Origin of the sequence: Streptomyces sp. MH60, assembly GCF_002939385.1 — a bacterium.
Taxonomy (GTDB): domain Bacteria; phylum Actinomycetota; class Actinomycetes; order Streptomycetales; family Streptomycetaceae; genus Streptomyces.
On sequence record NZ_MULI01000008.1, the window covers coordinates 105,124 to 130,950 of the forward strand.

Sequence of the window (25,827 nt, forward strand, 5' to 3'; positions counted from 1 at the left end):
CATGACCATCCGCAGCCTGCTCGAACACTTCGGTCTCGACACCGCCGGTCGGGACATCTACGTCGGCGACCGCCTCGTCGACCCCGCCCCTCCGACCGCCAACGGAGCCCCCATGAAGACCGCCCAGCCCTCCATCCCCGGCCTGGACACCGCGATCCGCCACGTGCCGTTCCAGCCGCCGACGCTCGACCAGTTCGCCCACGCCACCGTCCAGGCCTACGACCAGTCCCTGGCCAACACCGGCGTCGTCCTGCTCAAGTCCAACGAGCTGGGCCTGCACCTGCTGTCCACCGCGATGATCCGGCCGCCCGCCGAGATCCTCGACATCCCCTCCACCGACGGCAACTTCGCCCGCGCCGAGTACATCTCCAGCGGCATCATGCAGCACCGCCGGGGCTACGCCTCCTCGGTCGACGCCGTCCTCTACGAGCGCCCGCCCGTTCACGGCCAGCGCATCGAGTCCATCCTGCTCGCCGGGCGCGAGGTCCACCGCGCCACCGGCGGCCGGGCCATCATGGTCGACAACCGCCACGCCAAGAAGCTCCTCATCGGCCGCGCCGGAACGAAGCAGAACCCGGTCAAGAAGGCCCACGTCAAGGAGATGGTCGAGGCCTACCTGACCCCGCCCAAGGACCAGGGCAAGAACATGCCCTGGAACGAGCACATCCGCGACGCCTGCATGCTTGCCCTCGCCTGGCTCCTCGACGAGAAGGAACGCCAGGTCCAGTCCCAGGCCCAGTTCCTGGCCGCCGCCGCGTGACTGCCCGGCACGCCCACGGCATGGACTGCTGCTGGGACTGCTTCTCCGGCCGCCGTACCCACCCCGAGACCGGGGACGGCGAGCCGGACCCCCACTGCGACGAGAACTGCCCACCGCCGGACGAGGACCAGACATGAGCGACATCAACGACAGCGACCTCATCGACGACACCCGGCTGGCCGAGCAGGCCAAGCGCGTCATAGACGAGGTCTCCCGCGAGGCCGACCAGCTGCTCGCCCCCGACATCGCCCCCGACCGGGCCCGCGTCAACACCCCCAACTTCTCCCGCATGCGCCGCGAGTGGCGGCCGGGCGACGAGGCCGAGATCGCCGGAATCGTCGCCGAGGCCAACGGCGTCATCCACCGCGAGTTCCCCGGCATCTTCCTCATCCTCAACGACATCTGGGCCATCGCCCGTGAGCCGATCGTCAACCTGAAGACCAGAGAGATCGCGACCGATGCGTTCGGCTGGCCGCTGTGGAAGCGACTGCCGTCCGGCGCCTACGCCGAGGACTACTCCAAGCTGACCGGACGCGAGAAGGACGACTTCCTGCTCCGCATCACCATGGGCCTGCTGGAGTGGCGCCGCCAGGCCGACCTGGCCCACCGCCTGCCCTCCATGCTCGCCAAGGGCCGCTGGGAGGAGGCCATGGCCACCGGCTTCGTCGCCCCCACCGGCCGCATGACGGTCGAGGAGCGCACCCAGCGCGGCCGCCAGTACTCCGCCCAGGACCGCTACTGGGCCATCTACCTCGCCGAGGTCTCCCGCGCCGCCGACCACCTCGTGTCCGGGATGGAGTTGTTGGGCCAGCGACTGAAGGACTCGTTGACGGCATGAGTGAGAAGAAGCGGCCGGACAGGACCGTCACGCTGACCGAAGCCGACCGGAAGTTCCTCTCCTTCGCCCTCGACGAGGCAGCGGACGAGATGTGCCACCGCGACGGATTCGTCGATGAGGACTGGGCTCTGCTGGAGAGGTGGCGCGGCCTGACAGACCCGCCGACCGCCTGATCCTGTCCCGCCCCAAAGTTCCTGCCACGAAAAGTTGGAGTTGCAGGAGGGACCACACCTATGCTGACAGAAATCCCAGGTGCACTGCCGCCACATGAGCACCAGGTAAGGCGCGACCGCCACGCGTCAGCAAAGGAACCCGCCTGTGACAATTCCCGTACGCCTGCTCCGGGAACTGTTCCGGAACCTCCAGGCATGGAACGCCCTCTACGAGATCGAGGGCAAGGACACCATAACTGGCCCGGACCGGTCCGAGTACTGCATCCACGACATCGTCCACCTCTACCTGACAGCCGTGAACGGACGCGGCGCCAACGGAAAGCACCTGCTTTCCCCGCGCCAGCGCGAAGCAATCCAGCTGTTCCTTATCGAGAACAGGCCCGAGCGGGAAGTTGCCCGCATCATGGGCGTCTCCGAGGACAACCCCGTCGCCTCCTACGCCACCCAGGGCCTGGTCCGGCTCAACCAGCTCATCGAGACCGGCGTCATCCCCGGCGTCGGCGACCGCGAGGACGAGGCGGTGGCCGCATGAGCAACCGCGTACGCCACGGCGTCGACCCCGAGCTGGAAGCCCAGGCCGACGCCCTCCTGCGTCAGTCCTTCCTCGACCAGCCCGACCCCGAGGCCAAGTCGCTGATCCTCACGCAGTACAAGCTGCAGAACCGGCTCAAGCGCGAGGTCTTCGTCCCCGGCGGCACCCCCGACGGCGCCGTCCGCAAGGGCAGCTTCCACCGCAGCATCAACCGCCGCTACCCGCACCTCAACGCCACCGAGGGCGCCGCCCGGCCCCAGCACCGCATCCCCCTGAAGGCCGACGAGTGAGCGACAACCTCCCCGCCCTCGCCGACCCGGACAGCGACGGCCCCACCAGCATGGTCCTGGTCAAGATCGGCGACCGCACGGTCCCCGCCAAGACCGGCCCCCGCTGCCGCGTCTGCCAGTCCCCCCACCGGGCCAAGATCGACTCCTGGATCATCGAGGGCTACACCCGGCCGACCATCCTCGAATGGCTCGCAGACATGGAGGAAGGCCCCGCAGGCCACCCCTCCGAGAAGGCACTGCGCGGCCACACCGACCGCCACCTGCCCCTGGAAGTCCGCGCCCAGACCGCCATCCTCGACCGCCGCGCCGGACAACTCGGCGAGGAGATCGAAAAATATGGCGGCCGTGTCGCCGACCACCTCTCCGCCCTCGATATGGTCGTACTGCAGGGCTTCGACGGCATCCAGAAGGGCACCATCAAGGTCGACGCCGCGACCCTGATGAAAGCCATCGACCTCAAGCACAAAATCGACACCACCGTCAGCGGGGGAGTGGACGCCAACGTCTGGCGAGACGCCCTCATGGAATACATGCGAATCGCCATCGGATTCATCCCGGTCGACCGCCGGAAAGACTTCGCAGCAGCCCTCGACGCAAGCCCCGTTCTCGCCGCCCTCTCGAAGAACGCACAGCAGAACAACATTTAAATTCTTCCGGACCGCCAGCCGGGGACCACCACTCCTTACCGCCAGAGGAGAACACCGCCACCATGCACCTGCGCGAACTGCCCACCAGGACCCTCGCCGACGTCGCCGTCGCCTGGAAGCACCACGACCGCGAATGGACCTCCGACGCCTGCGTCCCCCGCGCCGACTACGCGCGCGCCCCGCAGCAGGAACCCATCCTGATCCTCGGCGACCACGAGATCACCCTGGACGAGCAGGCCAGTGCCCGGCTGTGCGCCTTCTACCAGATCCCCACCGCGTACTTCCGCCGGATCACCCCGGCCGAGCAGCACTTCGTGATGAACGCCCGTATGGACCACGCCGAGGGCGAGATCACGATCACCTACAACGACCTCGGCATCACCGACGTCCGCAAACCCACCAAGCCGCGCGTCGAGGCCGACGAGTTCGTCCGCATCGCCCACCGCATCCTCCCGGCCAGCGCCACCGTCCTCGACGCCTGGGTCACCGCCGACGAACTCCGCCTGGACGTCATCAACCACGACGTCGAGGACGGCATCAGGGGCGGTCTGCGCTTCGGCCAGAACCGCAAGCAGAACCTGGCGCCGACCGTGGCACCGCTCCTCTTCCACGAGGACACCACCACGGTCATCGAGATCCCCGACCCCTCCCTGAAGATCGACGCACGCGGCATCTCCGTCGACAAGATCGCCGAGCGCCTCGCGGCCGAAGCCCTCCGCGCCGCCGCCCGCCTCCACTCCGACGCCCAGCACCTGCTCCGCCTGGCCAACATCTCCATCGCCGGAGACCGCATCACCCGCCTGCACCGCGTCGCCGCCGAGCACGGCCTGCCCGTCCGGCCCCTCTCCGACATCACCATCGCCCTCTCCCGCAGCGACGAGCCCACCATGCTCGACCTCGCCCTCGCGATCGGCAACGCGGCCAACAGCCCCAAGCTCACCCTCGACTCCACCAAGCGCGCCGTCCGCATCAGGCTCCAGACCACCGCCGGAGCCCTCGTCGTGGACGAGGCCGAACGCTGCGCCTCCTGCCACGCCCTCGTCGCCGCCTGACCGTCACAGGAGAACGCCATGCCCGACTCCAGCCTCGACTTCGAGAGCCTCCAGCGCCTGAGCCAGCGCGGGGACAGTCTCCGTCAGCGCTCCGGAGACCAGCCCCTGCCCGCCGAGGGCCAGGAGAACGTCCAGGACAAGCTCATCGACCTGATCAAGGAACGCCGCGACCTCGGCGTCCAGCGCTACGGTCGCCCGCTGCAGACCTTCAACGGCCGCAACGCCGTCCGGGACGCCCTCGAAGAGGCCCTCGACCTCTCCACCTACCTCATGCAGGTCGAGATGGAGAAGAAGGCCACCCAGGCCTGCATCCGAGAGGCCCTCCACCTCCATCGCGCGAACGAGATCGGCGTGTGCGTCACCTGCAGGTGCTACTCGCCCTGCTTCACCCGGCGCATCCTCACCAGCGTCACCCCGCCCGCCACCGAGCCGGACATCACCGTCACCACCGTGCATCCGGTCGAGGAGATCGCGGTCCACCCCGACTCCGTGGACATCCTCAAGAGCCAGCTGAAGCTGCACGGCGCCGAGGAGCGCCTGGGCGCGCCGATCGGTCAGATGTTCGGTTACCCCATCGTCCACGACGACCGGCTCGCGCCCGGCGCCGTCCGCATGCGCCCGCGCGGCTACGACGACCACCCCTCCGCCCGCCCCTGATCCCGCCCCCGCCAAGAGGAGCCTCATGAGCACCGACCACCCTTCCGGCCTGATCCTGCCGCCGGGCGTCCAGTCCCCGGCCGCCGCCGGTCCCGACTACCTCGACCGCGAGTACGGCGGCGTCCACAAGCGCCAGGAGACCGCCCAGGGCGACATCCTCGACTCGGAGATCCTCCAGCTGGAGGCGATCTTCGAGGACATGCTGTACCGCTACAGCGCCAAGGCGTTCGACGTTGACGTCTTCGAGCGCGAGGCCAAGGAGCGCGTCCACTCCCAGCTCGGCCTCGCCATCACCGTCAGCTGGAAGCCCGTCATGGACACCGCCACCGGCAGGATCATCGAAGGCAAGCTCAGCCCGAAGATCGAGATCGCCGGACGCGTGGAGAAGAAGGCCTTCGACCACGACCAGAAGGTCTTCGAGGTGACCCGGGACATCGCGGACCTCGGCACCCAGGGCGTCATCGAATCCGGCGAGGCCGCGCGCGGGGGACACCCGCACTGATGAGCTTCCTGCGCACCTTCCTCGTCCGTCAGCTCACGATCGGGTTCGAGAACCCCGACTGGCACTGGGCGTATTCCACCGCCCAGCTCTGGCGCTGGTACGAGCAGCTTGACCCTGATCGGAGCGGCCGATGAACCGGCTCCTCGACTGGGACGACGACAGCATCACCGTCACCGTCATCCCACACGCCTGCAACTCCTGCGGCGAGCGCAACGACAAGGTCCACCTGAGCCTGGAGGCCGTCGTCTCCGGCACCAGCGACTTCGTCGGCGTCCGGACAGTCGGCAAGACCCTGTGCTGCGGCGGCGAGTACCGCACCGCCTACCCGGCCGTCCGCACCGCCGTCATCCTGGAACGCCTCAAGACCTGCCCCAAACACAAGAAAAGCATCGAAAACCTGAAAGGGGAATAGCGTGACCGCTGCCAGCGAGTGCGTCGGCAAGATCGTGAGTATCGAACGAATCGACGCAGACTACCCCAGCTATCCGGCCTACCCCGAAGGTGAGTACCTGGTCAGTCACGCAACCGACAGCAAGTTCTGCGGGGTTCGCATCAACCGAGGGCACAAGCACGGAGGCTTTACCGCGCTTGCGCTTGCGGGTGCCGCAATCACCCAAGGCGTGCCCCTGACCGGCGACGACGCCTACAGGATCTACCGAGTCAGAGGCGTCGAGTCATGGATGGCGAAGTCCCTGGACGCCCTCTCCGCCGAGATCGCCTTCAACAGAGAGGACCTGCGTCAGCAGCCACCTAGCGACCCCTCCTTCTGGGAGATGGCCGCACAGAGGGTCCTCAAGCTCCGCACCCTGCTGGAACGTGCAGAAATCACCAGCGACCCTGGCGTCAAGCCTTCATGCGCCTACCCCGGCTGCTGCAGGCAGCCCGCCCAGGCCCTGGAGGGGCAGGGCCGGGACGAACTGCCTGTCCTGGACGTCTACCTGCCGCCGGGCGCCGCCGTCCATGCCCGCCCCGGTTACATCCTGCGGGTCCACCACGACGCGGCGGCCTGACGCTGTCCCCGCGCGCCCTCCCCGCCCCAAGAGGCGAGGAGGGCGCCTTCATGAGCACGCCGGAAGACACATCGCCGCTGGCCGGGTTCGACCCCACCGCGATCCACCACCTGTTCCTCGGGCTCGACGTCCCCGACCCGATCACCTTCGTCGTCTCACCGAAGTACCTGAGCAGGCCCAACCTGTACCCCCGACAGGCCACCCTTCTGAAATGCTTTTTTCTCAGAGAGGACCTGTTCACCGAGTACGACTACCGCGTCGTCGCCGAGTGGGACGAGGCCTACCGCACCGCCAAGAGCGCCAACGAGCAGCGCGCCGCCCGCGCCGCCGCCCTCGCCGAAGAGCAGGACCCCGAAGCCGCCCTCGCGGCCGAGGTCGACGACATCATGACCGACGCCCTCGACGAGCTGGCCCAGCAGGTCCTCCTCGAAGGCAACGAAGACGCCCCCAAGATGCCCCTGTCCGGCACCCCGGACATCCTCGGCCGCATGCGCGCCTGCAAGGCGCTCGGCTACAGCTGGTTCAAAGAGATCCTCCTGGTCATGGGCCGCCGCGCCGGGAAGGGCCACATCAGCGCCCTGGCCATGGCGTACGTCCTGTGGTGCTACATGGCCAAGGGCGACCCCCAGGAGCACTACGGCGTCGACCGCGACAAGAAGCTCGCCGCCCTGATCTTCGCGGGCAAGCGCGACCAGGCCAAGCAGAACCTCTGGCGCGACTTCGTCAACGTCGTCACCGGAGCCCCCTGCTTCGCCCCCTACATCGCCAGCTCCCTCGGCGAGAAGCTGTCCGTCTACGCCCCCCACGACTTCGTCCGCATGGAGGAGATGCGCAAGAAGGGCATCAAGACCGCCATGGACATGGCCACCTTCGAGATCCTCCCGAAGGAATCCACCGTCATGGCCGGACGAGGCCCCGCCTCCTTCATCCTCGGCTTCGACGAGATGGCCCACGTCGTCAACGCGGGCGCCAACCGCTCCGCAGGCGAGGTCTACGACGCCTCCACCCCCTCCCTCGACCAGTTCGGCAAGGACGGCTTCATCGTCGAACCCAGCTCGCCGTGGGAAATGAGCGGCAAGTTCTACGACAACTGGCTGCGCGCCACCAGCTTCGAAGACGACGGCACCCCCACCTACCCCGCCGTCATGATGATCCAGCTCCCCAGCTGGGACATCTACCTCGACTGGCAGATCGCCCACGAACTGCCCCTCTTCCCCGAAGGCTTCCAGGGCGACAACGCCGAGTACGAGAACGCCCCCCTCCCCGGCTTCCGCGTCCTCAAGGGCGCCATCCAGACCTACGACGAAGAGATGCGCAAGCTGGAGAAGGCCGACCCCGACACCTTCAAGGTCGAACGCCGCGCCCAGTGGGCCACCGTCCTCGACGCCTACCTCGACCCCGCCAAGGTCGAAGCCGTCTTCTCCCCCTGGTACGCCCGCCCCGAACGCTACGGCAGCCCCCTCATCGTCCCCACCGAGCGCGGCGTCCTCGCCTACGTCTACAAGGGCCACGCCGACCCCAGCTCCGTGAACTGCCGCTTCGGCATCGCCGTCGGCCACACCGAGACCGACGACGAGGGGCGCCCCCACGCCGTCTTCGACAAGATCCACCACTTCGATCCGGCCGACTTCCCGAATCACACCATCGACTACGAAGAGGTCGAGGACTGGATCTGGGAGGAGATCATCAGCGTCTACCAGCCCGAGGACTTCACGTTCGACCAGTATCAGAGTGTCGGCAGCATTCAGAAACTCGTCAAACAGGTCGCCCGCGCCCGCCTGGCCAAGCGGGTCAACATCTGGGAGCGCACCGCCACCAACCAGCTGAACTGGAAGTACGCCGAGACCTTCAAGGCCGCCATCAACCTCGGCCTCGTCCACGCCCCCGCCTACGAGGACGGCGAACTGGAACTCAAGTTCCTGCAGAAACCGCCAGGCATCAACCGCGTCGACCACCCCACCGTCGGACCGGTCCAGACCAAAGACATCGCCGACGCGATCATGATCACCACCTACGCCCTCATCGGCGACTGGATCAGCGGCTACAAGGAGCAGCTCAACGCCGCCAGCGCCCGAGGCGCCATGCAGGGCGGCCTGCACGGATCCAGCCCGCACAGCCCCGAAATGACCTCGGCAGACCACGACCTCCAGGGCCGCCTCGACGCCTTGCGCCAGTTCACCCGCACCCGCACCGGCCGCCCCGGATGGGAACAGGGACTCGGCCGCACCCGGACCGGATATCGCCGTTGACCAGGAAAGGCGTTCTTGCCGAACCCAAAAACGCGTGGCACGATGGCCCTGTCTCGTGGATAGGGCTGCTGCATGCAGCCAGCGGCGTACCTGGGTGACAGACCGCAAGGTCGGCTCAGGCGTGAGGGTCGTTCTTGGCGGGATCACCCCACTTAAAACGTCCCACGATGACCCAGCGGGCCTCCCGGCCAGGATCCACCGGGAGGCCCGCTCATCTGTGTCCACCACCTCACCTCCAGCGCCAAGGACTGGAGGTGCCAGGGATGACGGACATCAGCGCGACCAGCTTCTTCCGCCAGGCGGCGGCCGACCCCCCGGGGCTCGACTTCGAGCACGAAGAGGTCGACACCGGTGGCAGTAAACGCCCTACCAAGATCCACCTGCACGCCGTCGAGCCCGGCACCGGCGACCGCATGGGCACCCTCACCTACCACGTGCCCCGCCGCAAAGCCGACAAGATCCTCATCGAACACCTTGGCACCGAAGAGGCCCACCAGCGCAAGGGCGTCGGCTCCGCCCTCATGGACGAGATGCAGCGCCGCCACCCCGGCACCCCCATCGATCACGGCGACCGGACGGACCAGGGAAAGGCGTGGTGGGACAAGTACACCGACGGCAAGAAGGTCACCCGAGGCCGCACCATCGCCTCGGCCACCAAGCCCTGCCCCTGCTGCGGCGGCACCGGCGAGCACGACACGGGCTTCGAGTGCTTCCACTGCGACGGCGGCCTCACTGTCCCCGCCGACAGCCCCGATGACGCCACCTGTGACGGCCGCCTGCCCGACGGCGGCCAAGGCAAGACGGCCTTCACCACGCCTGTCCCTGACAACCACGAGCCCTACCAGCACGAGCACGACTGGCTGCCCCGCGACCACTTCTTCGCACCGGGGGAGAAGGGTCTGGACCCGCGCCTGTTCGACGAGCACGAGCGCATGCACCCGATCGTCCGCCAGCACCTGCTCAGCCTGCTCAACAGCTTCTGGGCGCCCAAGTACGGCGACTCCTGGCAGTCCTGGGCCCGCGTCTACCTCGCCGGATCCGAGGCCAGCCACTTCTACGGCAACGGCGACCTCGACATCCTCATCGGCATCGACCACGACGCCCTCAACCACCACGTGGACACCTTCACCGGCGAGCCCCCGGCCGCCGTGGACGAGAAGCTCACCGACGAGCTGCGCCACGGCCTCAACGACGAGGCCCGCATGCTCCCCGGCCCGGACGGCAAGGAAACCGGCCCCTGGGAGAATACTTGGTATGTAAACCCGTCAAGCTATGACATACGGGACATCAAGCCCTACGCCGCCTACGACATCACCCGCGACGAATGGGCCGTGAAACCTGTTGAAGTACCAGACGACTTCAGCCCCGAAAAGCTCCCCGAGTCCACCTGGGACGTGTTCGAGGCGCTGCAGAAGCTGATCGGCGCTGTCCGGGAACTTCCCGACGGAGTGCGCGAAAGGGAAGGCGCAGCGTTGTACGATTACCTCCACGCTGACCGCCACAGCGCATTCGGCCCCGAAGGAACGGGCCTCTACGACCCCAGCAACGCCGTCTGGAAAGCCCTCGACAAGGCCCCCGACGCACCGTTGCAGCAGCTGATTGACTGGAAGCACGCCCACGACGGCGTGGCCGCCGCCACGGACCAGGAGAAGGCCGCATGACCGAGCACAGCGCCACGGCGTTCTTCCGCATGACTGGCGCGGTACTGGCCGGTGCCAACGGAGACCTGCCCAGCGGACTGACCTTCTCCCACCGAGAGCATGCAGATGGCCACGTTGTGCTCGCGCATCCAGATGACAGGCGTGACGTCTCCGTCGGGTCGCTTTCGTGGTTCAAGCACAAGCGGCCAGGGCCCGAAGACGGGTGGTGCAAGACGTGCGACGACGAGTACCCCGACGGGCACCACTCCCACCCGGCGGGTGAGGTTGAGGGTGTCCAGGTGCTGCCCAGCTACCGACGCCGTGGTATCGCCTCCGCCTTGTGGAGCTACGCCCACTCGCTGGATGTGACTCCCAAGCCGGTGCATTCTGCAGACCAGACAGACGACGGGGCAGCGTGGGCACAGCACAGCGCCACGGTGCACTTCCGTGCGGCAGCCGCTTCGAACGGCTGGCACCAGGACCCCGGCCACGCGCACGTCTCACGCGGCATGGAGATCGAGCCGGACGGCGGCTGGCACCCCGACGTCGCCCACCGCATCCTGAACGGCACCGCCACCCACGACGACGTCCTCGGCCACGTCGACACCGACCACGTCGGGCACTACTGGTCGACCCACAGCACCACGGACCCGGGCTCCCTCCGCGAGCCCCGCTCCTACGCCGAGCCCCACGAACCGATCTCGAACTGGACCCCGCACGCCGAGCCCGGCGAGAACGTCCTGGGCGCCGCCGGAGTCGTCCTCGTCGGCCACCGCCCCCACGGCTGGAACCCCGACGACAACCCCGATGACGGCCTGATGGGCAACTCCCACCTGCCCGACCACTCGCACATCCCCCTGCACGAGATCCACTACACCGGCGACGGCGAGAACTGGCACACCCTCACCCCGCCCGCCGGAACCACCGTCCACACCGACGGCCAGCACCACACCGCCACCGCGCACGACGGCACCCTCCACATCGGCTACGTCGGCCTGCACGACTACGACAAGGCCATCAACCGGCTCTCCAGCCTCACGGACTTCTTCCGCGAGGCCAGCCTGCAGGAGACTGCCTCCATGGACGACGAGCACCTTGACCTCTACCACCGCACCACGCCGGAGGCCGCCGCCGCGATCTACCGCGACAAGCGCATGACCTCCAAGGAGCGCATCGGCAACGACCGGCCGGTGTTCTTCTCCACCTTCCGAGGCGACGAGGAAGATGCTCAGGGGCGCGGATATGGCGAAGGTGTGGTGCACGTGCGCGTACCGCACGAGATCGCCAACATCGACGACGAGTTCCCCTCCGGCGAGGAGCACTACTGGGTGCACGCCGGTCACCTCAAGCCCGAGCACTTCGTCGAGCCGACCCACCACACCGCTACCCTCCAGGCCACGGCGGCCGAGCAGCAGTTCCTGCAGCGGCAGGCAGCAGCCGTCCTCCACGACAAGGGCGTGATGGTGGCGCTCGTCCCGCCGCGCGAGGTCGCCGAGCAGCTGGCCCGCGAGGACGGCCAGCCCGCCGACCAGCTCCACGTCACCCTCGCCTACCTCGGCAACACCAGCGACTACACCCGCGAGCAGCTCCAGCTGCTCCCGCAGATCGTCGGCGCCTGGGCCGTCCGCCGCAAGCCCGTCCACGTCCGTATCGGCGGCATCGGCACCTTCAACAACGCCTTCAAGGGAGAGCACGTCCTGTGGGCGGCGGCCGACATCCCCGACGGCGCCCAGATGCACTCCAGCCTCGCCCACTACCTCGAAGGCCACGGCTACCGCCTGCCCTCCGAACACGGCTGGACCCCGCACCTCACCCTCGCCTACGTCGACCGGCACCACCGCTTCATGCCGCGCCTGGACGAGCACCACTGGGACGCCGAGGAAGTCGTCACCTTCATCGGCGGCACCCGCCACCCGGCCCGCCTCTTCGGCCGACCCAGCACACCCGCCACCCTGTAACCCACCACCACGCAACAGCAGTCAGGAGAACAGTCGCATGGCCACGGAGACCAAGGCCCGGGAGATCCCGCCCTACGTCGAAAGCATCATGAAGGCCGCCACCGACGCCGGGCTGGAGGTAGTCCGCAACACCAACAGCATCAAGATCAGCGCGGCGAACGGCAAGCGGGGCCAGACCTTCAGCATCCCCCGCAACCCGTACCCCACCGCACCCCAGCTGCGCTCCAGCATGGCCCGCCACGGCTTCCTCGCCAAGGTGAAGTACGACCCCAGCGCCGCCGAGGCCCCGGCCGAGAAGGACGAGCCGAAGAAGACCGCCGAGAAGACGGGCCACGCCTGCCCCGACTGCGACCACCCGCCGTTCGCCCGCCCCCAGGCCCTGGGCCTGCACCGGCGCATGAAGCACGGCGTCGTCGGCATGAGCGACGAGGCGATCCGCAAGCGCGAGATCAAGGCGGCCAAGAACCAGCAGAGCCCCTCGGCAGACCCGGCCACCGGCCCGACTCCTCCCCCCGTCCCGGCCCAGGCCCCCGCCCCGGCCGCCGAGACGGACGCCCGCCCGCAGATCGTGACGCCCGCCACCTCCGGCCTCCCGGACAAGGTGTCGGCCGCCGTCGCCGCCCTCGTCCACGCCGTCGGCAGCGAGACCGCCAACACCGCCACCCTGCACGCCGAGAACGCACGTCTGCGTGCTTTCAAGGACAAGGTGACGGCCGAGGCCACCAACGGAAACCAGACCCCCATCCAGACCGTCGCCAACATCGAAGCCCTCTGCCGCGCCGCCGACCAGCAGTAACACCACCACCACCCCAGGACAGGGCGCGCCACCGGCGCGCCCTTCCTGATCTCTTGCAATGCATACTCATGTGCATTAAGGTGGGGGTCTCCCGTACCCGCCGCCGAGGAGATCTCATGTCCGAGAACAACACCGCCCCGCCACTGCCCGCCCCGGAAACCACTCCCGCCATGGGCGCGCTGGGCCAGCTCGCTGAGATCCAGAACGCCCTGAAGGCCATCGGCGAGCAGATCACAGAACTCACCCTGGACGGCAGCGAACTCGCCCTCACCGAGAGGCAGGCCACCGCAGACGTCCTCCGCGCCCAGGGCAGGCCGATGACCTACCGCTCCACCCTCTACCTGTACCTCAAGGAGCGGCGCGGCATCACCGTCGCCGCCAAGGGCAAGCGCCAGCGCAGCATCGGCGACATCGTCCCCCAGGAAGTCCCCAAGTACCTCTCGCCCGAGAGCCTCCAGGCCATCCGCGCCTCCCTCAGCGCCACCTCCTGGACCATCAGCAAGCTGACAGAGCAGCGCGAGGAGGAGTACCCCGACCTCCACGCCCGCGCCTGCAGCGAGATCATGGGCGTCTGAGCACACAAAACAACGTCCCCGACTGGAACTCCTTGCCCGGATCCCAGCCAGGGACGCTGAACGCCACCTCCACCGCAATCATCCCGCCGAGGAAGACTGAGAAGTGATGACCGCCTCCAAGCGTACCTGGACCGACACGGCCAAGGCCACAATCACCACCACCGACTGGGACAAGACCCTCACCGACGGCGGCATCTACCTCCTCGGCCTCGGAGGCTTCTACGTCGGCTACCAGGTCCTCCACACCCAGGCCCTCGCCGTCGGCTTCCCCCAGGACCAGGCCGTTGTCGTCGCCGCCCTCGCCGACCTCGCCATCCTGCTCTACTCCCGCAAGGCCGTCCGCGAGGTCAGAGCCGGACGCTCCGCCCGGGTCATCCGCACCCTCGTCGCCCTCTTCTCCCTCGCCACCTTCGGCCTCCAGCTCCGCGACGCCTGGCCCGACCCCCTCTCCGTCACCTTCCACGCCCTGCCCCCCGCCGTCTGGATCATCGGCCACGAGATGATGCTGCGCGGCGACCTCCGCGACGCCAAGGCCGCCAAGCGCGACCAGCAGATCGCCGACGGCCTCCGCCCCGCACCCCTCCCGGCCATCCGCCTGACCTGGTGGCTCCTCGACCCGTTCCACACCTTCAAGGTCTGGCGCCGCACCAAGCTGTGGGAGGTCCCCCAGGAGGCCGTCATCCGCCACGAGGCCACCAAGCTGCAGGCGAAGAACAAGGACATCCCCCTCGCCTGGCAGCGCGTCCTCCTGGACACCCCGGCCGACAACGACGAGCCCGAGGCCCGCACTCGCGCACAGCAGGACTCCCAGAAGCAGGCCGCCTTCGCCGTCACGCTCTACCGCCAGTCCTCCCGCGACAAGGTCCCCACCGACGAGATGATGGACTTCCTCGCCGCCCTGCCGCCCGCCCCCGCCGAGGGCCGCCCCCTCGACAAGGCCCGCGACTACGTAACCCTCGTCGAACAGGAGGCTGACACCCGCGACATCAAGGTCACCGGCGTCTTCCTCGGAGCCCTCCTCGGCGTCGACCCCAGCTACATCTCCCGCCTGAAGAAGGCCGCCCCCGTCGGCGCCTGATCCCGATACGATGAACACAGCAGGGCCCCGGCGAGCGTGACGGCTCACCGGGGCCCTGCTGCCGTTCTCAGATGCTGTAGTACGCCCGGTTCAGCGTGTACAGCTCGTCCGCGAGCGGCGCCAGCATGTCGTCCCCCGCCTTCCGGCCGCACAGCGTGTCCAGATCCGACGAGAACTGCTTCAGCGTGCTCGCCGACGGCGCCCGGTCCCCCTCCGCGCCGTCCGCACCCTTCGCGTTCACCAGCAGCTCCTCGGCCGCATCCCACCGCTCGGTGTCATCCATCCGCCCGGCCCAGTCCGAACACGTCCGCGCCCCGTACGGCACCGAACTGCTCTCCCCGCCGTCGCCGGAGCCCCCGCATGCCGACACCAGCACCACCACGGCGGCGGCCGCCACGGCCAGACCCGATCTGCGCATCATCCCCACCCTCCTGCCGGGCCTCCCCAGCCCGCGTGGGGACATTGAAGCACTCGCCTCGGAACTTGCCGAAAACGGCCACTTTCCTGTCCGAGGAAAGTGGCCGTTTCAGGAAACCTTGCCGGATCAGGCAGAGTCGCCGATCCGCTCCACGTCGCCTGTCGCCGCCAGGCTCAGCTCCACGTCGTTGTCGAAGAGCACCCGGTACGGGAACGGGGACACGTACCGGCGCACGAGCGTGATGCGCCCCGGCGCCCCGGCGGGCACGTCGTAGGGGACCCGGCAGTCCTCACCCTCCTGTTCCAGGTCCTCGTCAATGTACGAGCCGCGTAGCCGCCGCACCGCCTGCACCCGGTCACCCTCCCTCAGCGTGAGCGAGCCGACGTGCACGCGCCGGGCCACCTCCAGCTTCTCCTCGAAGGTCAGGGTGTCGAGCTTGGCGTCGAGGGTGCTCATCGCGGCAGTGCTCCATTCGGTCGGTCGGGGAAGTCGGCGATCGGGCTGCAGGGGATCGTCCAGGTGTCCGGCCCGGTCCGCGTCCACCCAGCCGTCGCCACGGCGCTGAGCTTGTCGACCGGGTCGTCGAAACGTTGGGGGTCACCGGCCGACCGATCCGGCATGAACCCCCGCTCGATCAGCCGGTACCCTAGCCCGCCGCCCGGAATGTAGTCCGGGCCGGTGCTGTCCTCAACGACCATCACGTACTCGTCGTCGATGCCGGTGCCCTCGACGGTCAGCCACCACCGGCCCTTCTTGTCGGCCCGCGCCGTGGCGGTGCGGACATCGGCGGCGGTCTCGGTCTCGCTCATCGGTTCCTCCTGGCGGGAAGTGAGCCCCCATCATCTCGCGGAAGCTCCTCCGGCCGCGCGAGATTCTGCTAACTTCGTAGACGTGCTCCCCGCGACAGCGGGGATGGCCCCAGCCTCAGGGGCGTGCACAACTGCTCCCCGCACCTGCGGGGATGGCCCTCGTTAAGGGCAGAGGTGCATTGTTCCCCGCATCTGCGGGGGTGTACCGGTTGACGAGCACGGTGGTTGAGTGCCCGGAGACTCTTCCCCGCCGACGCGGGGGTGGCTCGGCTTGGTACTTCGAGTAGTCCCCGCACTGGCGGGGGTGGCTCCGCTCCGGCGGAGGTGGATCGCAACGGCGCAAGCCACGTGGTCAGCAAGATCGCTCCGCGCACGCGGAGGTGAAGGGCCCCGACCTCTTCCGGGGCCCTTCTTCATGTCCGGCACAGGATCACCACGGCGGCGGCCAGGAGCAGGACGGTGCCCCAGAATCCTCCGATGAGGACCAGGGCGGCGCGGGCGTAGGGGTGCAGCGGTGTGTGGCGGGTCACGGCGCCCAGTGTGCCCGCTACGGCTTGGTTTCTTCCAGTTCGCCGAAGGGACTGGGGGAGAGGGCGACCATGTCGGGCTTGATCCGGGCGGGCAGCTCGGGCACGTCAGGGTCGGGGCAGGCGAGCGCGGCGGCCACGGCCTGGTGCAGCACGGTGCGCGGGGTGGCGTTGGAGTCGAGTCCGTGGCCCCGGTAGCTGACCAGCAGCGGTCCCCGGTCCTGGTAGGAGTGCGGCTCCTTGAAGGTGCGCACCGGCCTGCCGTCGTCGTCCACGTCCAGGTACTGCTTCACGGCCGCGCGGATCTCGTCGGGGAAGGCGAGGCGGCGGGTGCCGCCGCCCTTCTGCCAGACGTCGGCCGTCATGCGGTGCTGCTCGAAGACGAGGTCCTGGACGGTCAGTTCGGTGATCTGCCGTGAGCGCAGGCCGACCAGCAGCAGGTAGACGAGGAGCCGGTCGCGGGCGGGCAGCTGGTCGGCGCCGTAGCGGATGAGTGCCATCTGGCCGTCGGTGAGCTTCTCGGTCCTGGGGGCGTTCCAGGCGCCGGTGCCCATCTTGGGGTGCACTGGCGTGGTCTGCACGCAGTTCTTCTCGCGGGCGTAGGCGTAGAAGGCGCCGACGGCCGACACTCGCAGCGCCCGGGTGCGTGCGCCGCCGCCCTTCATGTCGAGCCAGGTGACGAAGTGGGAGGGCTGGGCGCGCCAGGCGCCGATGTGGACGGTGTCCTCGATGAAGTCGAGCCATGCCTTGGCGTGCTCGGCGTACCGCTCGGGGCTGGTGCCCTGCAGGAGGCGTCCCTGTTTGCCCCGGCGGTCGGGGTTGTGTTCGTCGAGCCAGGTGGCCAGCACGGTGCGCGCGTCCATGGCGCACCATCCTGGCATGCGGCTACGACAGGGGGCGCAGCGTCAGGTGCTGCTGCTGCGGTCGTTGATGGCTGGGGGACGGAAGTTGTAGCGCTGCGGGTTGCGGAATTCGTCGTCGAGCCGTTCTACGAGCCATGCTCGGATGATCTGTGTGACCTTCGGGGCCCACGTCAGTTTGCCGTGGGCCAGCAGTTCGTGCCCTAGGTCCTCGGCCTGCTTCCGCAAGGCGGGGTCCACTCGGATGTTCAGGTTGACCGACTTCGCCCCGTCGCCTCGGGCTGCTCGTACGGGCTGCTTAGGGGTGAACCGTCCGGCGAGGAACTCCTGCAGCGCCTGGTGTGCCTCGCCGTCAAGGCTGGCTCCGGAGATTACTGCAGCGGCCTTGATGTCGTCCCTCAGTGTTTCCGGCAGTCTCAGGGGCAGGTTCGGCTTCTTCTGGATCACCCTCTTTTGGTTGAGGCGGCGGGCGAAGTCTTCCCCCTCTTCGGTGAGCATGGAGGCCACTGCCTCGGCCATCTGTCGGAGCGAGGCGGGAGCCGGGAATGCAGGGGAGGGCAGGGCTGAGTCGATGGTCGTCATGTCTGCCAGCTTGTGCAGAGTGGCAGCGGCCTGCTGAATCTGTTCGGCACGTTGCTGGTCGTGGAGATCTTGCCTCTCGTCCTCAGCAAGGTGCCCCTCGCAGGACGGCTGCGTTCCAGCGGGGTAATAGCACGCGGGTTCCCGACAGAGGACTCCGTCGCTGTAGCGCAGGCACAGCAGCTCGCTGGTGACAGTGGAGTGCATGGACCGCACTCTACTCAGCATCGACTTTATACAAAAGCCGGACCCTCACCCCGATGCCGGGTCGGCTGAGGACAGTGCGGAACGTGCGGGGCGACGCCGCGCGTGTGCGGGTAAGAGGGTGGTGTCCGGCTTTTGTATAAAGTGACCGTATCGAGGGGAAACGCGGGTGCCCCGGGGTGGATCAGGAGGAGAACTCCGGCTGGCGGGCCGGTACGGCGGAGACCCCGATCCTGCCACGGCCGCCACCACGAACGCCAACACCACGGCGCTGACGACCGGTAGGCTCCCCCGCATGAGGAGCACCGAGCCCGACCCGGGAGGGAGACATGAACAAAAAGGGCATGCGCAAACACCGCATCGGCATTGCCTACGTGAAGGAATTCCTTGACCAGCACGGCCACAGCCGCATTCCGCCAAGGACCGTGGTGGACGGCCTGGACGTCAGCGCCTGGTGGTCCTCCGTCCGTACCCACCTGCGTGAGATGCCCGAGATCAAACGCGCCGACATCCTCGCCCTCGGCGCCCTCGGCGCCGACCTGCGCACCGAGAAGCAGATCAAGGCAGAGCGCCTGGCGGCCGAGGCCCAGTGCCGCGCACTGAAGGCCCTCAAGCACGCCGAGCACGAGGCGCAGCAATTCGAGCAGGCACGCCAGAAGGCCCTGCGTCCGCACCAGGCCGTCCTGGACGCCGTCGAGGCCTTCGCCGCCGACCGCCTGCACACCCTCGTCCCCCTGGGCGCCACCACCCCCACCGGCATCGCCTACGGCCGCGTCCTCGACCGCTGGCGGGAGAACCCCCAGGGCCTCGGCAGCCACCTGAAGCAAGCTCTGGAAGACATCCCGTACTGGACCTGGACCCGCACCCCGCCCCCTGTCCGGCCAGCCCCGCGCCCCCGGCCCGCGCCCATCCCGGCCGACATCACCCGCATGAACCGCACCGGCCTGCGCCAGTTCCTGCCCGCAGACTGACACCCGCCACGCCAGCGACCCCGCCGGAAGCGCTGGGGGGGGCGTGCGCTGCGTCGGCGGGGCCTGGAGGGCGTGTACCCGGCGTGCACGGTCCTACACAGCAGGAAGCCCCGCCCGCGCGCCACGGGGGCGACGCACGGACGGGGCGGTCGGGCGGTGCTACTGGGCGGACCTGCAGGCCGAGCACGGCACGGTGATGGGCTGCCTCGTGGTGAGGTCGACCATCATCACGGAGCCGAGGCCGTGGAGGCAGGAGCGGCACGGCCGGGTGACGGGACGCTCCTGGCGCAGCTGGTCGTAGGTCTCGACCAGGTCGGCGTACCGGGGGTCGGTCCATGAGGCGAGGGCCATCGGGTTCCTCCTGGGTGGATGGCACTCACTGTACCGTCGCCCGTACCGTGTGTGAGCGGGTTTGGCGGGATCAGGCAGTGGCGGGGAGGGGCGGGCTGGGGGTGAAGCCCGGGTTGGTGCAGCTGTTGCACTCCACGTTGCACTCGGTGTGGCAGTCGCCGCCCAGGGGTGCATCGCCGACGCCGCCCCACAGGTCCAGGTTGGGCTCGTAGCCCATCTCCCTGATGACCCTGATGCTGTCGTCCTGGGTGACGGCCACCGGGCGGCGGGTCTCGGGGCCCTCGGGAACGTGGTGGACGAAGCGGCCGAGTCCCTGGCACAGCTTGACGTAGATCGTGGTGTGCAGGATGAGGGCGTGCCAGCCCATGTCCACGCGGCGGGAGGGGCGGACCGCCGGGTCGGCCGGGTGCTTTGCGGCGGCGGCGACGAACTTGAGGGCTTCGTCCACGATGCTCAGGGCGAGGGCCAGGTCGGTGATCTCCGGGTTGTCTCGGATGACGAGGGAGGCGACGCTGTTGGCCTCGTCGGGGGTGAGCAGGTCCAGGGCGGAGGACTTCGGCTCGGCCTCGGGCTGGGTGACGGTCACGGATTCCCCTTCGGTCGTGGAGCATGGCGGCACGCGGTGATCGTGGGATCACTGCGTGTGCTCTGACGTGATGAAGGTATGACACATTCTCAGATCGAGAAAAGACCCCCGGGATGGTTGGCATATGCCCGGCCGCCGGACGGCGCGTGTTTCGGCCAGGGTGCGGCCGCTGTCGGCGGGGGCGTCCGGGGCGCCAGGGGGTAGAGAGGAGTCCGCCATGCCGCCACGTGCCAAGAAGTCCCCCGCCCGCACCCAGATCCGCCTCCCCGTCTTCCCGGAGCGGACCTGCCGCGACCAGGTCTCCGGGGAGTTCGCCATCCACTCCTGCGAGGTCGTCGAGGGGCACCGGGGCCCGCACGCCTCGCAGTCCGTGGCGACGTCGATGACGGCCCGCCTCGCGTGGGAGAACCGCAACCCGGACCAGCTGGAGCCGGTGGCCGACGACCCGTTCGTGAGCGGCTGGTGACCGCCCCAGGGGCCTTCCCGGCGCCCCCGGCCCAGGACCCGGCCGCCGCCCTCCACGACGACACCGTGGCGGCCCTGCAGCGCCTGCACAACCACCTCGCCGTCCACCGGCCCCGGGCGCTGGCTTCCTTCAACGGCGCGGCCGTCGACCTCGCCATCCACCTGATGCAGCAGATGACGCCCGAGCGCCCGTGAACGACAAGGCCCCCTCTCCAGGCACAAACGGAGAGGGGGCCTCGCTGGCGGGTACGGTCAGTCGTCGAAGATCGCGCCGGTCTCCTCGGCCTTCATCTGCCGCAGCTCCTCGCGAATCGCCTTCAGCAGCGGGGGTACCACCGGCCGGACCGGAACACCCGTCTCCCGGGCCTCCGCGCGGGCGGCCTCCACGGCCGCGTGCTCCTCGCGCATCAGCACCCGCATCATCGCCCGCATCGTCTTCTGGAAGATCCGCAGGTCCGGGTTGCGCACCCTGAACATCTGCCAGTGCGCGTCGAGCGCATAGTCGACCACGAGCGGCTTCTGCTTGTCCGCCGCGTACACGCCCTCCGGGAGCAGCAGGTCGCCCGGCGGCACCATGAAGTTCAACTCCTCGGCCTCCGGCTCCGGCTTGTGACGTCGTGCACGCGCGCTGCCGTGCTGCTCCCGCCGGTGCCGCTCCATGGCCTGCGGCTGGGGAGACGTAGTCACCACCCCCTCCCGGGCGCAGTCAGGACAGTGCAGTTCCTCCGGCTCGGGCTCCGGCACGGCCGCCAGGACGGGCTGTACGGGCTTCGGAGCGGCAGGGGCCTGCTCCTTCTGCTGGGCGGCCTTCTCGGCGGCGCGACGGGCCTTGCGGGCTGCACTGCTGGCCATGAGTGGCGGTCTCCTCGGCGTGTGGTGGGCAGATCACCATTCTAGCGGCTCAGACGTTCAATTCTTTTTCATTGCCGGTGTCCGGCCCTCGCGAGCCATACCAAGCCGTGTGGCCATGTCCAGCAGCATGCTGGGAGGAAGATCGTCGTACTCGCCCATCCTCCTCACCCGCTGACCGATCCGGCTGGCCAGGCCATCGGCGAAGTCCAGTGACGCTGTCGTGCGTCGGTACATGAACACCGGCGGCTTCACCCGGTGAATCTCGCGCCCCAGGGACTCGACCACCTCGGCGAGGAACGGCAACGCTCTCGTCCGCTGTGCCGTGCGACCGTACTGGTAGTCCCGCAGCAGCCCCTGGGTGCCCCTGCAGTCGCTGAGCACGACCGGAGACCGCTCCCCGGCGGAGCGCGCCATGATGTGGCAGGCGATGACGCCGAGCAGCTCCGCCTGCGCCGACGCCGGAGACGGCACGGGCACCCGTATGAGGTGTGCGGGGCCGTCCACCTCTCCCCAGCGGTTCGTCGGGACGATGGCCACCCTCGCCATGTCTTTCTCGGCATGCATGGAGGCGTCGCACGCCCACAGCGTGCTGCCCTCTGGCACCGTACCGACGTCCACCGAGAGGTAGCGGCTGCCAGGCTTCCTTCCTCGTCGAGACATGGCTTCCTCCTACGCCTTCGCGAGGTATCCGGCGAGGTCGTACACCGGAGAGCCGTCCAGGTCGTGCCGGGCCAGGTCGTAGCGGTTCGTGGTGCGGGGATCGGCGTGACCGAGGAAGCGCTGCACCTTCCGCAGCGGCACACCTGCGTCGAGCATCAGCGTGGCGCAGGTGTGGCGCAGGCCGTGCGGGGAGAGCGCCTTGTCGATGCGGGCAGCCCTGCAGCAGCGCTGGACGATGCCCGCGATACGCCGGTTGGTCAGCCGCTTGCCGTCGGCGCACAGCACGAGAGCGTCGCCGTCACGGCGACCGGGCCGCCGCGCGAGGTGCTCGTCCAGCGCGCGGGCGGCGTCCGGCGGCACCACCAGGGTCTGCTTCTTGGTGCGCTTGCGGACGATCTGCAGAGTCCGGTGGCCGCGCGCCCCGCCGTAGCTGGCCACGTTCGCGGCCTCCAGCTCGGCCGACCGCAGGCCCATCCCCAGCAGGATCTCGATGACGGCCGCGTCGGCCGCCCCGTACTCCCAGCTCATCGCCCGCAGCCGCTGGGCCTCCTCCTTGTCCAGCCCGAGCGTCTGCGACTCGTCAGAGGTCTCGACCCGGTGCTTCTTCCGCCACGGCGTGTGCTCGATCTCGAACGCCTGCGGGTACTCGTCCAGGCCGTACTCGTACCAGGAGTTCATGGCCGACAGGGCCTGGTTCACCGCCGAGGCGCCGAGCACCTCCTGCAGGTCCGCCGACCACTGCGCGGAGTGCTGGCGCCGGGCAGCCAGCGGCGAGACCCCGTTGTCCAGCGTCCAGTCGAACCAGTTGCCGACGCACCGTCGGTAGGCCCGCTTGGTATGGGCGTTCTTCAGCTCCAGCGCCCACTGCCGCTCGATCTCCTCGCACACCCGGCGGACGTACGCCTCGTCCTCGTCGCGGACCAGTGTGCCCGCCGGGGCGACGACAAGGTCTGTGGTCACTGTGCTGATGGGCCTCGGGCTCACATGGTCTCCGCTGTATAGCGGCTGAAGTCGCCGACTGCGAGGGCGGCCCACTGCGGAGCATGCCGTCGGACGACGTCCCCCTTGACCTTGCCCGTGCTGTATCGCAAGCCGAGTTTGGCGAGCGAGTCGGCGGTCTCATTGAGCGGATGACCGGTGTGGCCCGGGACGAGGCGGAAGCTGAGTTCCTGGAGGCGGCGCACCTTGCGTTGCAGGGCGACCAGGGTGGCGACCCCGCCCTGGGACCGTGAGCGCAGCGAGTATCCGGGCGGCATGTCCTCCGCCCCTTCCTTCCACTTGGTCAGGTAGCTCAGCGCGTCTTCGCTGTCGGTCAGTACACGGATCGGCTTGCGGTCGCTCTCATCCACGAGGTTCTCCAGAGCGTCCATGACCGCGCGCAGCTCGTTGACGGTCGATCGGTGCCTGCCGCCCATGAGATGCAGGGAGTAGGGGTGAGCGCGCATGCCATAGTGGCCCTGGCTGCTGACATAGGCGATTGCCACGTGAGTGTCGTTGACTGATGCGTCAGTAGCTACGACCAGGCGCTCCGCGCACTGGTACCCCTCTACCAGGCCGTATTCCTTGATCTGTCCGGTCACGGCAGCTTTCCGTACCTCTCCTCGATCTCGGCCTTGCAGGGCTTGCAGGTGCTGTGCCCGAGCGTCCAGGCGCCGACGGCGAGCTGGTCAGGGTCGACCCAGAGGAAGCAGGAGCCGCACAGCTCCTGGTCCTTCGACGTCGGCGGCCCGCAGCGCAGGCGGAAACCGGTCCGCCGCTCCTTGCCGTGGGCGGTGGTGCCGCTCTCGTGCAGGTTGCGGCGCGCCACCCACCGAGAGCCGCCCATGCGCTGGCCGCCGGTGGGATCCCACACCTCGACCTTGTCGCCGTCCACGGCCGTCACGACGAACGGCTTGCCGGGATAGGCATAGCTCGGTGGGCGGCACGGCACGTACGTCTGCCACAGCTTCACCTCGAAGGTCACGACTCAACTCCTGCAATGCGCTCCAGGTTCTTGACACAGTCGGCGCGGAGTTCGTACCCCTCCTGGTACGGATCGGGGTCGCAGGCCCAGTAGACCTCGCGGTAGTCACGCACCCTCGGCTCGGGCCGCCCCGACTTCCAGGTCATCACCGTCTTGTGGGCGGGCCTGTCGTACTTCGTGATGGTGCCGAGCACCTTGCCGTCACGGCTGGCCTCGTAGGTGACTACGGCGAAGTCCTCGTCGACCGTGTCGATCTTGCGGAGCCGAGTCTTGCTGGCGGGGGTCGTCACGAGCGCTCCTCTGGAGTACTGAGCAGGTCGTCGCCGTACGTCTCCAACTCCTGCTGGGTGGGAGGCCGTCCGGCGCGAGTCTCGAATGCGACGGGGAACCATTCTCGGATGACGTCGAGCTGGTCGCGCCGCCCGCCAGGGGTGAGCGAGCTGCGGTCCAGCTCGAACTCGCCCTGTCGCCCAGACGTAGCGAGGGCCTTGCCGATCCATGCCAGCGTCGGCCTGGGTCGGCCGACTCCCCTGAACGGGTTCGTGGGGGTCACAGCCATTCGTCTTCCCCTCCGAAAAAGTCACGCTGGTACTCGCGAGCCAACTGCAGGCCGAGCCGAGTCAGTCTCCGTTTGGGGCTGATGAGGGAGGCGGCGCGCAGCTCTGCCTCAGCTTCCTCACTGCCGATGCCGACCTTGCCTCCGATCCGAGGCTCGGCGTTGGTGAGCATGTCCTTGGCCTGTTCGCTGAGCGCTGTCACGGTCCTGCTCCCGCGTGCCTGGCAGTGGTGGTCATGCGAGAGATTTTTACATACCCCCCGTGGGTTCGCGTCAATAATGCCAGTTATCGACGCGCCGACAGGGGGTTGACGGTACCCAAAACATCGGCCAGGATTCTGGGTACCTTAAACCGACGGGAAGAGGGGGCTCCGCCATGGGGCGCATCAACGTCTACCGCTACGACGAGATCGAGGGCAGGCAGTACGCCGGACACTTCGATGACACCTCCGCCGAGAAGTTCCTGAACGCGGCCGACAACGACATGTGGGAGGACACCCGCCTGCACGAGGAGCTGTACCGCACCAAGGGCGGCCGGTGGGTGCGCTGCGACTGGGACCAGTGGCAGGGCAGCGTCGCCAAGTACTGGTTCGTCACCCCTGACGAGGCCCGGCAGTGGCTCCTGACGGAGAAGCACCACGACGTCGTCGAGAAGTACTTCGACGAGCTGGAGGAGGAGGCCGGACCTGCCGTCGGCGGCCGACCGGCGATCGGCCCGAAGCGCAAGGTCAACCTCAGCGAACAGACCCTGGCCCGCGTGGCGGCCTACCGCGAGCAGAACTCCAAGGGCGACAAGCTCATGACGGAGGCCGAGGCCCTGCGTCTGCTGATCGAGGCCGGACTGGACCTGTGGGAGAAGTCCGCCTGATGACACGTACGTGGGGTGTGGAGGTCACGTCGGTGCACGGGATGATCGGCTTCGGCCGTGTCACCGGCGAGACTCCCGGGGAGGCGCTGCGCCGGACGAAGGAGCGAGTCCGGGACGCGATGCTCGCACAGATGCCGGACGGTGCCAGCGAGTACACGGTGTCGGTCTACGCGCCAGGGCATCGCATGGGAGACGCCTCGGTTGCTGCAGAGCGGGTGACACTGGTGAAGCTCCGCCCCGGCCCAGAATCGCTGTGATGGGCGGGCTTCCTGCGGGCAGTGGCACGGACCGTCGGATCCCTCACGTCACACACGGCCGTGGTCGCGTGCTGCTTCACCCGGGGTGCTGGCCGCAGCCCCTGCAGACCAGGGCGCGGTTACTCCGTTCCTCACCTCCCGGCC

Annotated in this window: 38 protein-coding genes; 24 read left to right on the forward strand and 14 right to left on the reverse strand. The window is 68.6% G+C overall.

What is annotated here, in order from left to right; all coding sequences use genetic code 11:
* Position 1 precedes the first annotated feature (1 nt).
* The 19 genes from BZZ08_RS08620 (at position 2) to BZZ08_RS08695 (ending at position 14,757) form a co-directional block, all read left to right on the forward strand.
* Positions 2-760, forward strand: coding sequence for a hypothetical protein (locus BZZ08_RS08620; protein WP_104631566.1), 759 nt, complete (start codon positions 2-4; stop codon positions 758-760).
* Positions 757-897, forward strand: a complete 141-nt coding sequence (locus tag BZZ08_RS38785) for a hypothetical protein (RefSeq protein WP_157953326.1) — start codon at positions 757-759, stop codon at positions 895-897. The genes BZZ08_RS08620 and BZZ08_RS38785 overlap by 4 nt, the downstream gene beginning before the upstream one ends.
* Positions 894-1,598, forward strand: coding sequence for a hypothetical protein (locus BZZ08_RS08625; RefSeq protein WP_104631567.1), 705 nt, complete (start codon positions 894-896; stop codon positions 1,596-1,598). The genes BZZ08_RS38785 and BZZ08_RS08625 overlap by 4 nt, the downstream gene beginning before the upstream one ends.
* Positions 1,595-1,771, forward strand: a complete 177-nt coding sequence (locus BZZ08_RS38790) for a hypothetical protein (RefSeq protein ID WP_157953327.1) — start codon at positions 1,595-1,597, stop codon at positions 1,769-1,771. Before BZZ08_RS08625 ends, BZZ08_RS38790 begins: the two co-directional genes overlap by 4 nt.
* A 145-nt stretch (positions 1,772-1,916) precedes the next feature.
* On the forward strand, positions 1,917-2,303 hold the full coding sequence (locus tag BZZ08_RS08630; RefSeq protein ID WP_104631568.1) for a sigma-70 region 4 domain-containing protein: 387 nt from the start codon (positions 1,917-1,919) through the stop codon (positions 2,301-2,303).
* Positions 2,300-2,593, forward strand: coding sequence for a DUF7236 family protein (locus tag BZZ08_RS08635; protein WP_104631569.1), 294 nt, complete (start codon positions 2,300-2,302; stop codon positions 2,591-2,593). The genes BZZ08_RS08630 and BZZ08_RS08635 overlap by 4 nt, the downstream gene beginning before the upstream one ends.
* Positions 2,590-3,240, forward strand: a complete 651-nt coding sequence (locus BZZ08_RS08640) for a hypothetical protein (RefSeq protein ID WP_104631570.1) — start codon at positions 2,590-2,592, stop codon at positions 3,238-3,240. Before BZZ08_RS08635 ends, BZZ08_RS08640 begins: the two co-directional genes overlap by 4 nt.
* Positions 3,241-3,302: 62 nt before the next feature.
* Positions 3,303-4,292, forward strand: coding sequence for a hypothetical protein (locus BZZ08_RS08645; protein WP_104631571.1), 990 nt, complete (start codon positions 3,303-3,305; stop codon positions 4,290-4,292).
* 18 nt (positions 4,293-4,310) lie between these two features.
* Positions 4,311-4,949 (forward strand): hypothetical protein, encoded by a 639-nt coding sequence (locus BZZ08_RS08650; protein ID WP_104631572.1) that lies wholly within the window; start codon positions 4,311-4,313, stop codon positions 4,947-4,949.
* A 25-nt stretch (positions 4,950-4,974) separates the two neighbouring features.
* Positions 4,975-5,451: a hypothetical protein gene (locus tag BZZ08_RS08655; RefSeq protein WP_104631573.1), complete on the forward strand. Its 477-nt coding sequence runs from the start codon at positions 4,975-4,977 to the stop codon at positions 5,449-5,451.
* The gene (locus tag BZZ08_RS39825; RefSeq protein WP_274543258.1) at positions 5,451-5,585 is read left to right on the forward strand and encodes a hypothetical protein; all 135 of its coding nucleotides are present in this window, start codon (positions 5,451-5,453) and stop codon (positions 5,583-5,585) included. Before BZZ08_RS08655 ends, BZZ08_RS39825 begins: the two co-directional genes overlap by 1 nt.
* Complete coding sequence (locus tag BZZ08_RS08660; protein WP_104631574.1) at positions 5,582-5,863, forward strand: hypothetical protein; 282 nt, start codon at positions 5,582-5,584, stop codon at positions 5,861-5,863. The genes BZZ08_RS39825 and BZZ08_RS08660 overlap by 4 nt, the downstream gene beginning before the upstream one ends.
* A 1-nt stretch (position 5,864) precedes the next feature.
* Positions 5,865-6,461 carry a hypothetical protein gene (locus BZZ08_RS08665; RefSeq protein ID WP_104631575.1) on the forward strand — a complete coding sequence of 199 codons (597 nt, stop codon included), beginning with the start codon at positions 5,865-5,867 and terminating at the stop codon, positions 6,459-6,461.
* 50 nt (positions 6,462-6,511) lie between these two features.
* Positions 6,512-8,710, forward strand: a complete 2,199-nt coding sequence (locus tag BZZ08_RS08670) for a hypothetical protein (RefSeq protein ID WP_104631576.1) — start codon at positions 6,512-6,514, stop codon at positions 8,708-8,710.
* A gap of 263 nt (positions 8,711-8,973) precedes the next feature.
* A complete protein-coding gene (locus BZZ08_RS08675; RefSeq protein WP_104631577.1) occupies positions 8,974-10,371 on the forward strand; it encodes a GNAT family N-acetyltransferase in 1,398 nt (465 codons plus the stop codon).
* A gap of 416 nt (positions 10,372-10,787) precedes the next feature.
* Positions 10,788-12,308, forward strand: a complete 1,521-nt coding sequence (locus tag BZZ08_RS08680; protein WP_157953328.1) for a 2'-5' RNA ligase family protein — start codon at positions 10,788-10,790, stop codon at positions 12,306-12,308.
* Positions 12,309-12,345: 37 nt separating this feature from the next.
* Positions 12,346-13,104, forward strand: coding sequence for a hypothetical protein (locus tag BZZ08_RS08685; protein WP_104631579.1), 759 nt, complete (start codon positions 12,346-12,348; stop codon positions 13,102-13,104).
* Positions 13,105-13,220: 116 nt separating this feature from the next.
* Positions 13,221-13,679, forward strand: coding sequence for a hypothetical protein (locus BZZ08_RS08690; RefSeq protein ID WP_104631580.1), 459 nt, complete (start codon positions 13,221-13,223; stop codon positions 13,677-13,679).
* Between the two features lie 106 nt (positions 13,680-13,785).
* Positions 13,786-14,757: a DUF2637 domain-containing protein gene (locus tag BZZ08_RS08695; RefSeq protein WP_104631581.1), complete on the forward strand. Its 972-nt coding sequence runs from the start codon at positions 13,786-13,788 to the stop codon at positions 14,755-14,757.
* A gap of 67 nt (positions 14,758-14,824) precedes the next feature.
* Here BZZ08_RS08695 and BZZ08_RS08700 read toward each other — a convergent pair whose 3' ends face one another.
* The 5 genes from BZZ08_RS08700 to BZZ08_RS08720 all read right to left on the reverse strand — a co-directional run bounded on the left by BZZ08_RS08700 (position 14,825) and on the right by BZZ08_RS08720 (position 18,157).
* Positions 14,825-15,178 (reverse strand): hypothetical protein, encoded by a 354-nt coding sequence (locus tag BZZ08_RS08700; RefSeq protein ID WP_104631582.1) that lies wholly within the window; start codon positions 15,176-15,178, stop codon positions 14,825-14,827.
* A 123-nt stretch (positions 15,179-15,301) separates the two neighbouring features.
* Positions 15,302-15,631 carry a hypothetical protein gene (locus BZZ08_RS08705; RefSeq protein ID WP_104631583.1) on the reverse strand — a complete coding sequence of 110 codons (330 nt, stop codon included), beginning with the start codon at positions 15,629-15,631 and terminating at the stop codon, positions 15,302-15,304.
* Complete coding sequence (locus BZZ08_RS08710; RefSeq protein ID WP_104631584.1) at positions 15,628-15,984, reverse strand: hypothetical protein; 357 nt, start codon at positions 15,982-15,984, stop codon at positions 15,628-15,630. Before BZZ08_RS08710 ends, BZZ08_RS08705 begins: the two co-directional genes overlap by 4 nt.
* Before the next feature lie 547 nt (positions 15,985-16,531).
* Positions 16,532-17,374 (reverse strand): tyrosine-type recombinase/integrase, encoded by an 843-nt coding sequence (locus BZZ08_RS08715; protein ID WP_104631585.1) that lies wholly within the window; start codon positions 17,372-17,374, stop codon positions 16,532-16,534.
* Positions 17,375-17,416: 42 nt separating this feature from the next.
* Positions 17,417-18,157 (reverse strand): hypothetical protein, encoded by a 741-nt coding sequence (locus BZZ08_RS08720; RefSeq protein ID WP_104631586.1) that lies wholly within the window; start codon positions 18,155-18,157, stop codon positions 17,417-17,419.
* Between the two features lie 326 nt (positions 18,158-18,483).
* On the opposite strand from BZZ08_RS08720, the gene BZZ08_RS08725 reads away from it, so the two are divergent.
* The gene (locus tag BZZ08_RS08725) at positions 18,484-19,125 is read left to right on the forward strand and encodes a cell envelope integrity protein TolA (protein WP_133169177.1); all 642 of its coding nucleotides are present in this window, start codon (positions 18,484-18,486) and stop codon (positions 19,123-19,125) included.
* Between the two features lie 159 nt (positions 19,126-19,284).
* Here the strand turns inward: BZZ08_RS08725 and BZZ08_RS08730 are convergent, their stop codons facing one another.
* A complete protein-coding gene (locus BZZ08_RS08730; RefSeq protein ID WP_104631588.1) occupies positions 19,285-19,476 on the reverse strand; it encodes a hypothetical protein in 192 nt (63 codons plus the stop codon).
* Between the two features lie 70 nt (positions 19,477-19,546).
* The gene (locus BZZ08_RS08735; RefSeq protein ID WP_241965410.1) at positions 19,547-20,062 is read right to left on the reverse strand and encodes a hypothetical protein; all 516 of its coding nucleotides are present in this window, start codon (positions 20,060-20,062) and stop codon (positions 19,547-19,549) included.
* Between the two features lie 217 nt (positions 20,063-20,279).
* Here BZZ08_RS08735 and BZZ08_RS08740 point away from each other — a divergent pair, with 217 nt between their 5' ends.
* Both BZZ08_RS08740 and BZZ08_RS08745 read left to right on the forward strand, forming a co-directional pair.
* Positions 20,280-20,528: a hypothetical protein gene (locus BZZ08_RS08740; protein WP_104631589.1), complete on the forward strand. Its 249-nt coding sequence runs from the start codon at positions 20,280-20,282 to the stop codon at positions 20,526-20,528.
* Positions 20,525-20,722 carry a hypothetical protein gene (locus BZZ08_RS08745; protein WP_104631590.1) on the forward strand — a complete coding sequence of 66 codons (198 nt, stop codon included), beginning with the start codon at positions 20,525-20,527 and terminating at the stop codon, positions 20,720-20,722. Before BZZ08_RS08740 ends, BZZ08_RS08745 begins: the two co-directional genes overlap by 4 nt.
* Before the next feature lie 57 nt (positions 20,723-20,779).
* On the opposite strand, the gene BZZ08_RS08750 is transcribed toward BZZ08_RS08745, so the two are convergent.
* The 7 genes from BZZ08_RS08750 to BZZ08_RS08785 form a co-directional block, all read right to left on the reverse strand.
* Positions 20,780-21,379: a hypothetical protein gene (locus BZZ08_RS08750; RefSeq protein WP_104631591.1), complete on the reverse strand. Its 600-nt coding sequence runs from the start codon at positions 21,377-21,379 to the stop codon at positions 20,780-20,782.
* A 57-nt stretch (positions 21,380-21,436) separates the two neighbouring features.
* Positions 21,437-22,039, reverse strand: a complete 603-nt coding sequence (locus BZZ08_RS08755; protein ID WP_133169178.1) for a hypothetical protein — start codon at positions 22,037-22,039, stop codon at positions 21,437-21,439.
* A 9-nt stretch (positions 22,040-22,048) separates the two neighbouring features.
* Positions 22,049-22,999, reverse strand: a complete 951-nt coding sequence (locus BZZ08_RS08760) for a tyrosine-type recombinase/integrase (RefSeq protein WP_104631593.1) — start codon at positions 22,997-22,999, stop codon at positions 22,049-22,051.
* A gap of 20 nt (positions 23,000-23,019) precedes the next feature.
* A complete protein-coding gene (locus tag BZZ08_RS08765; protein WP_157953329.1) occupies positions 23,020-23,619 on the reverse strand; it encodes an RNase H family protein in 600 nt (199 codons plus the stop codon).
* Positions 23,616-24,002 (reverse strand): hypothetical protein, encoded by a 387-nt coding sequence (locus BZZ08_RS08770; protein ID WP_104631595.1) that lies wholly within the window; start codon positions 24,000-24,002, stop codon positions 23,616-23,618. Before BZZ08_RS08770 ends, BZZ08_RS08765 begins: the two co-directional genes overlap by 4 nt.
* Positions 23,999-24,292, reverse strand: a complete 294-nt coding sequence (locus BZZ08_RS08775) for a hypothetical protein (RefSeq protein WP_104631596.1) — start codon at positions 24,290-24,292, stop codon at positions 23,999-24,001. Before BZZ08_RS08775 ends, BZZ08_RS08770 begins: the two co-directional genes overlap by 4 nt.
* Before the next feature lie 259 nt (positions 24,293-24,551).
* Positions 24,552-24,761, reverse strand: coding sequence for a hypothetical protein (locus tag BZZ08_RS08785; RefSeq protein ID WP_104631598.1), 210 nt, complete (start codon positions 24,759-24,761; stop codon positions 24,552-24,554).
* A 173-nt stretch (positions 24,762-24,934) separates the two neighbouring features.
* On the opposite strand from BZZ08_RS08785, the gene BZZ08_RS08790 reads away from it, so the two are divergent.
* Both BZZ08_RS08790 and BZZ08_RS08795 read left to right on the forward strand, forming a co-directional pair.
* A complete protein-coding gene (locus BZZ08_RS08790; protein ID WP_104631599.1) occupies positions 24,935-25,426 on the forward strand; it encodes a hypothetical protein in 492 nt (163 codons plus the stop codon).
* Positions 25,426-25,683 carry a hypothetical protein gene (locus BZZ08_RS08795; protein WP_133169179.1) on the forward strand — a complete coding sequence of 86 codons (258 nt, stop codon included), beginning with the start codon at positions 25,426-25,428 and terminating at the stop codon, positions 25,681-25,683. The genes BZZ08_RS08790 and BZZ08_RS08795 overlap by 1 nt, the downstream gene beginning before the upstream one ends.
* Positions 25,684-25,827 lie beyond the last annotated feature (144 nt).

Excerpts from the sequence above, each read along its gene's own strand:
- BZZ08_RS08620 (WP_104631566.1), top strand. The coding sequence starts at position 2 with ATGACCATCCGCAGCCTGCTCGAACACTTCGGTCTCGACACCGCCGGT.
- BZZ08_RS08625 (WP_104631567.1), top strand. The coding sequence starts at position 894 with ATGAGCGACATCAACGACAGCGACCTCATCGACGACACCCGGCTGGCC.
- BZZ08_RS38790 (WP_157953327.1), top strand. The coding sequence starts at position 1,595 with ATGAGTGAGAAGAAGCGGCCGGACAGGACCGTCACGCTGACCGAAGCC.
- BZZ08_RS08635 (WP_104631569.1), top strand. The coding sequence starts at position 2,300 with ATGAGCAACCGCGTACGCCACGGCGTCGACCCCGAGCTGGAAGCCCAG.
- BZZ08_RS08645 (WP_104631571.1), top strand. The coding sequence starts at position 3,303 with ATGCACCTGCGCGAACTGCCCACCAGGACCCTCGCCGACGTCGCCGTC.
- BZZ08_RS08650 (WP_104631572.1), top strand. The coding sequence starts at position 4,311 with ATGCCCGACTCCAGCCTCGACTTCGAGAGCCTCCAGCGCCTGAGCCAG.
- BZZ08_RS08655 (WP_104631573.1), top strand. The coding sequence starts at position 4,975 with ATGAGCACCGACCACCCTTCCGGCCTGATCCTGCCGCCGGGCGTCCAG.
- BZZ08_RS39825 (WP_274543258.1), top strand. The coding sequence starts at position 5,451 with ATGAGCTTCCTGCGCACCTTCCTCGTCCGTCAGCTCACGATCGGGTTC.
- BZZ08_RS08660 (WP_104631574.1), top strand. The coding sequence starts at position 5,582 with ATGAACCGGCTCCTCGACTGGGACGACGACAGCATCACCGTCACCGTC.
- BZZ08_RS08670 (WP_104631576.1), top strand. The coding sequence starts at position 6,512 with ATGAGCACGCCGGAAGACACATCGCCGCTGGCCGGGTTCGACCCCACC.
- BZZ08_RS08675 (WP_104631577.1), top strand. The coding sequence starts at position 8,974 with ATGACGGACATCAGCGCGACCAGCTTCTTCCGCCAGGCGGCGGCCGAC.
- BZZ08_RS08685 (WP_104631579.1), top strand. The coding sequence starts at position 12,346 with ATGGCCACGGAGACCAAGGCCCGGGAGATCCCGCCCTACGTCGAAAGC.
- BZZ08_RS08690 (WP_104631580.1), top strand. The coding sequence starts at position 13,221 with ATGTCCGAGAACAACACCGCCCCGCCACTGCCCGCCCCGGAAACCACT.
- BZZ08_RS08695 (WP_104631581.1), top strand. The coding sequence starts at position 13,786 with ATGACCGCCTCCAAGCGTACCTGGACCGACACGGCCAAGGCCACAATC.
- BZZ08_RS08700 (WP_104631582.1), bottom strand. The coding sequence starts at position 15,178 with ATGATGCGCAGATCGGGTCTGGCCGTGGCGGCCGCCGCCGTGGTGGTG.
- BZZ08_RS08705 (WP_104631583.1), bottom strand. The coding sequence starts at position 15,631 with ATGAGCACCCTCGACGCCAAGCTCGACACCCTGACCTTCGAGGAGAAG.
- BZZ08_RS08710 (WP_104631584.1), bottom strand. The coding sequence starts at position 15,984 with ATGAGCGAGACCGAGACCGCCGCCGATGTCCGCACCGCCACGGCGCGG.
- BZZ08_RS08715 (WP_104631585.1), bottom strand. The coding sequence starts at position 17,374 with ATGGACGCGCGCACCGTGCTGGCCACCTGGCTCGACGAACACAACCCC.
- BZZ08_RS08720 (WP_104631586.1), bottom strand. The coding sequence starts at position 18,157 with ATGCACTCCACTGTCACCAGCGAGCTGCTGTGCCTGCGCTACAGCGAC.
- BZZ08_RS08725 (WP_133169177.1), top strand. The coding sequence starts at position 18,484 with ATGAACAAAAAGGGCATGCGCAAACACCGCATCGGCATTGCCTACGTG.
- BZZ08_RS08730 (WP_104631588.1), bottom strand. The coding sequence starts at position 19,476 with ATGGCCCTCGCCTCATGGACCGACCCCCGGTACGCCGACCTGGTCGAG.
- BZZ08_RS08740 (WP_104631589.1), top strand. The coding sequence starts at position 20,280 with ATGCCGCCACGTGCCAAGAAGTCCCCCGCCCGCACCCAGATCCGCCTC.
- BZZ08_RS08750 (WP_104631591.1), bottom strand. The coding sequence starts at position 21,379 with ATGGCCAGCAGTGCAGCCCGCAAGGCCCGTCGCGCCGCCGAGAAGGCC.
- BZZ08_RS08755 (WP_133169178.1), bottom strand. The coding sequence starts at position 22,039 with ATGTCTCGACGAGGAAGGAAGCCTGGCAGCCGCTACCTCTCGGTGGAC.
- BZZ08_RS08790 (WP_104631599.1), top strand. The coding sequence starts at position 24,935 with ATGGGGCGCATCAACGTCTACCGCTACGACGAGATCGAGGGCAGGCAG.
- BZZ08_RS08795 (WP_133169179.1), top strand. The coding sequence starts at position 25,426 with ATGACACGTACGTGGGGTGTGGAGGTCACGTCGGTGCACGGGATGATC.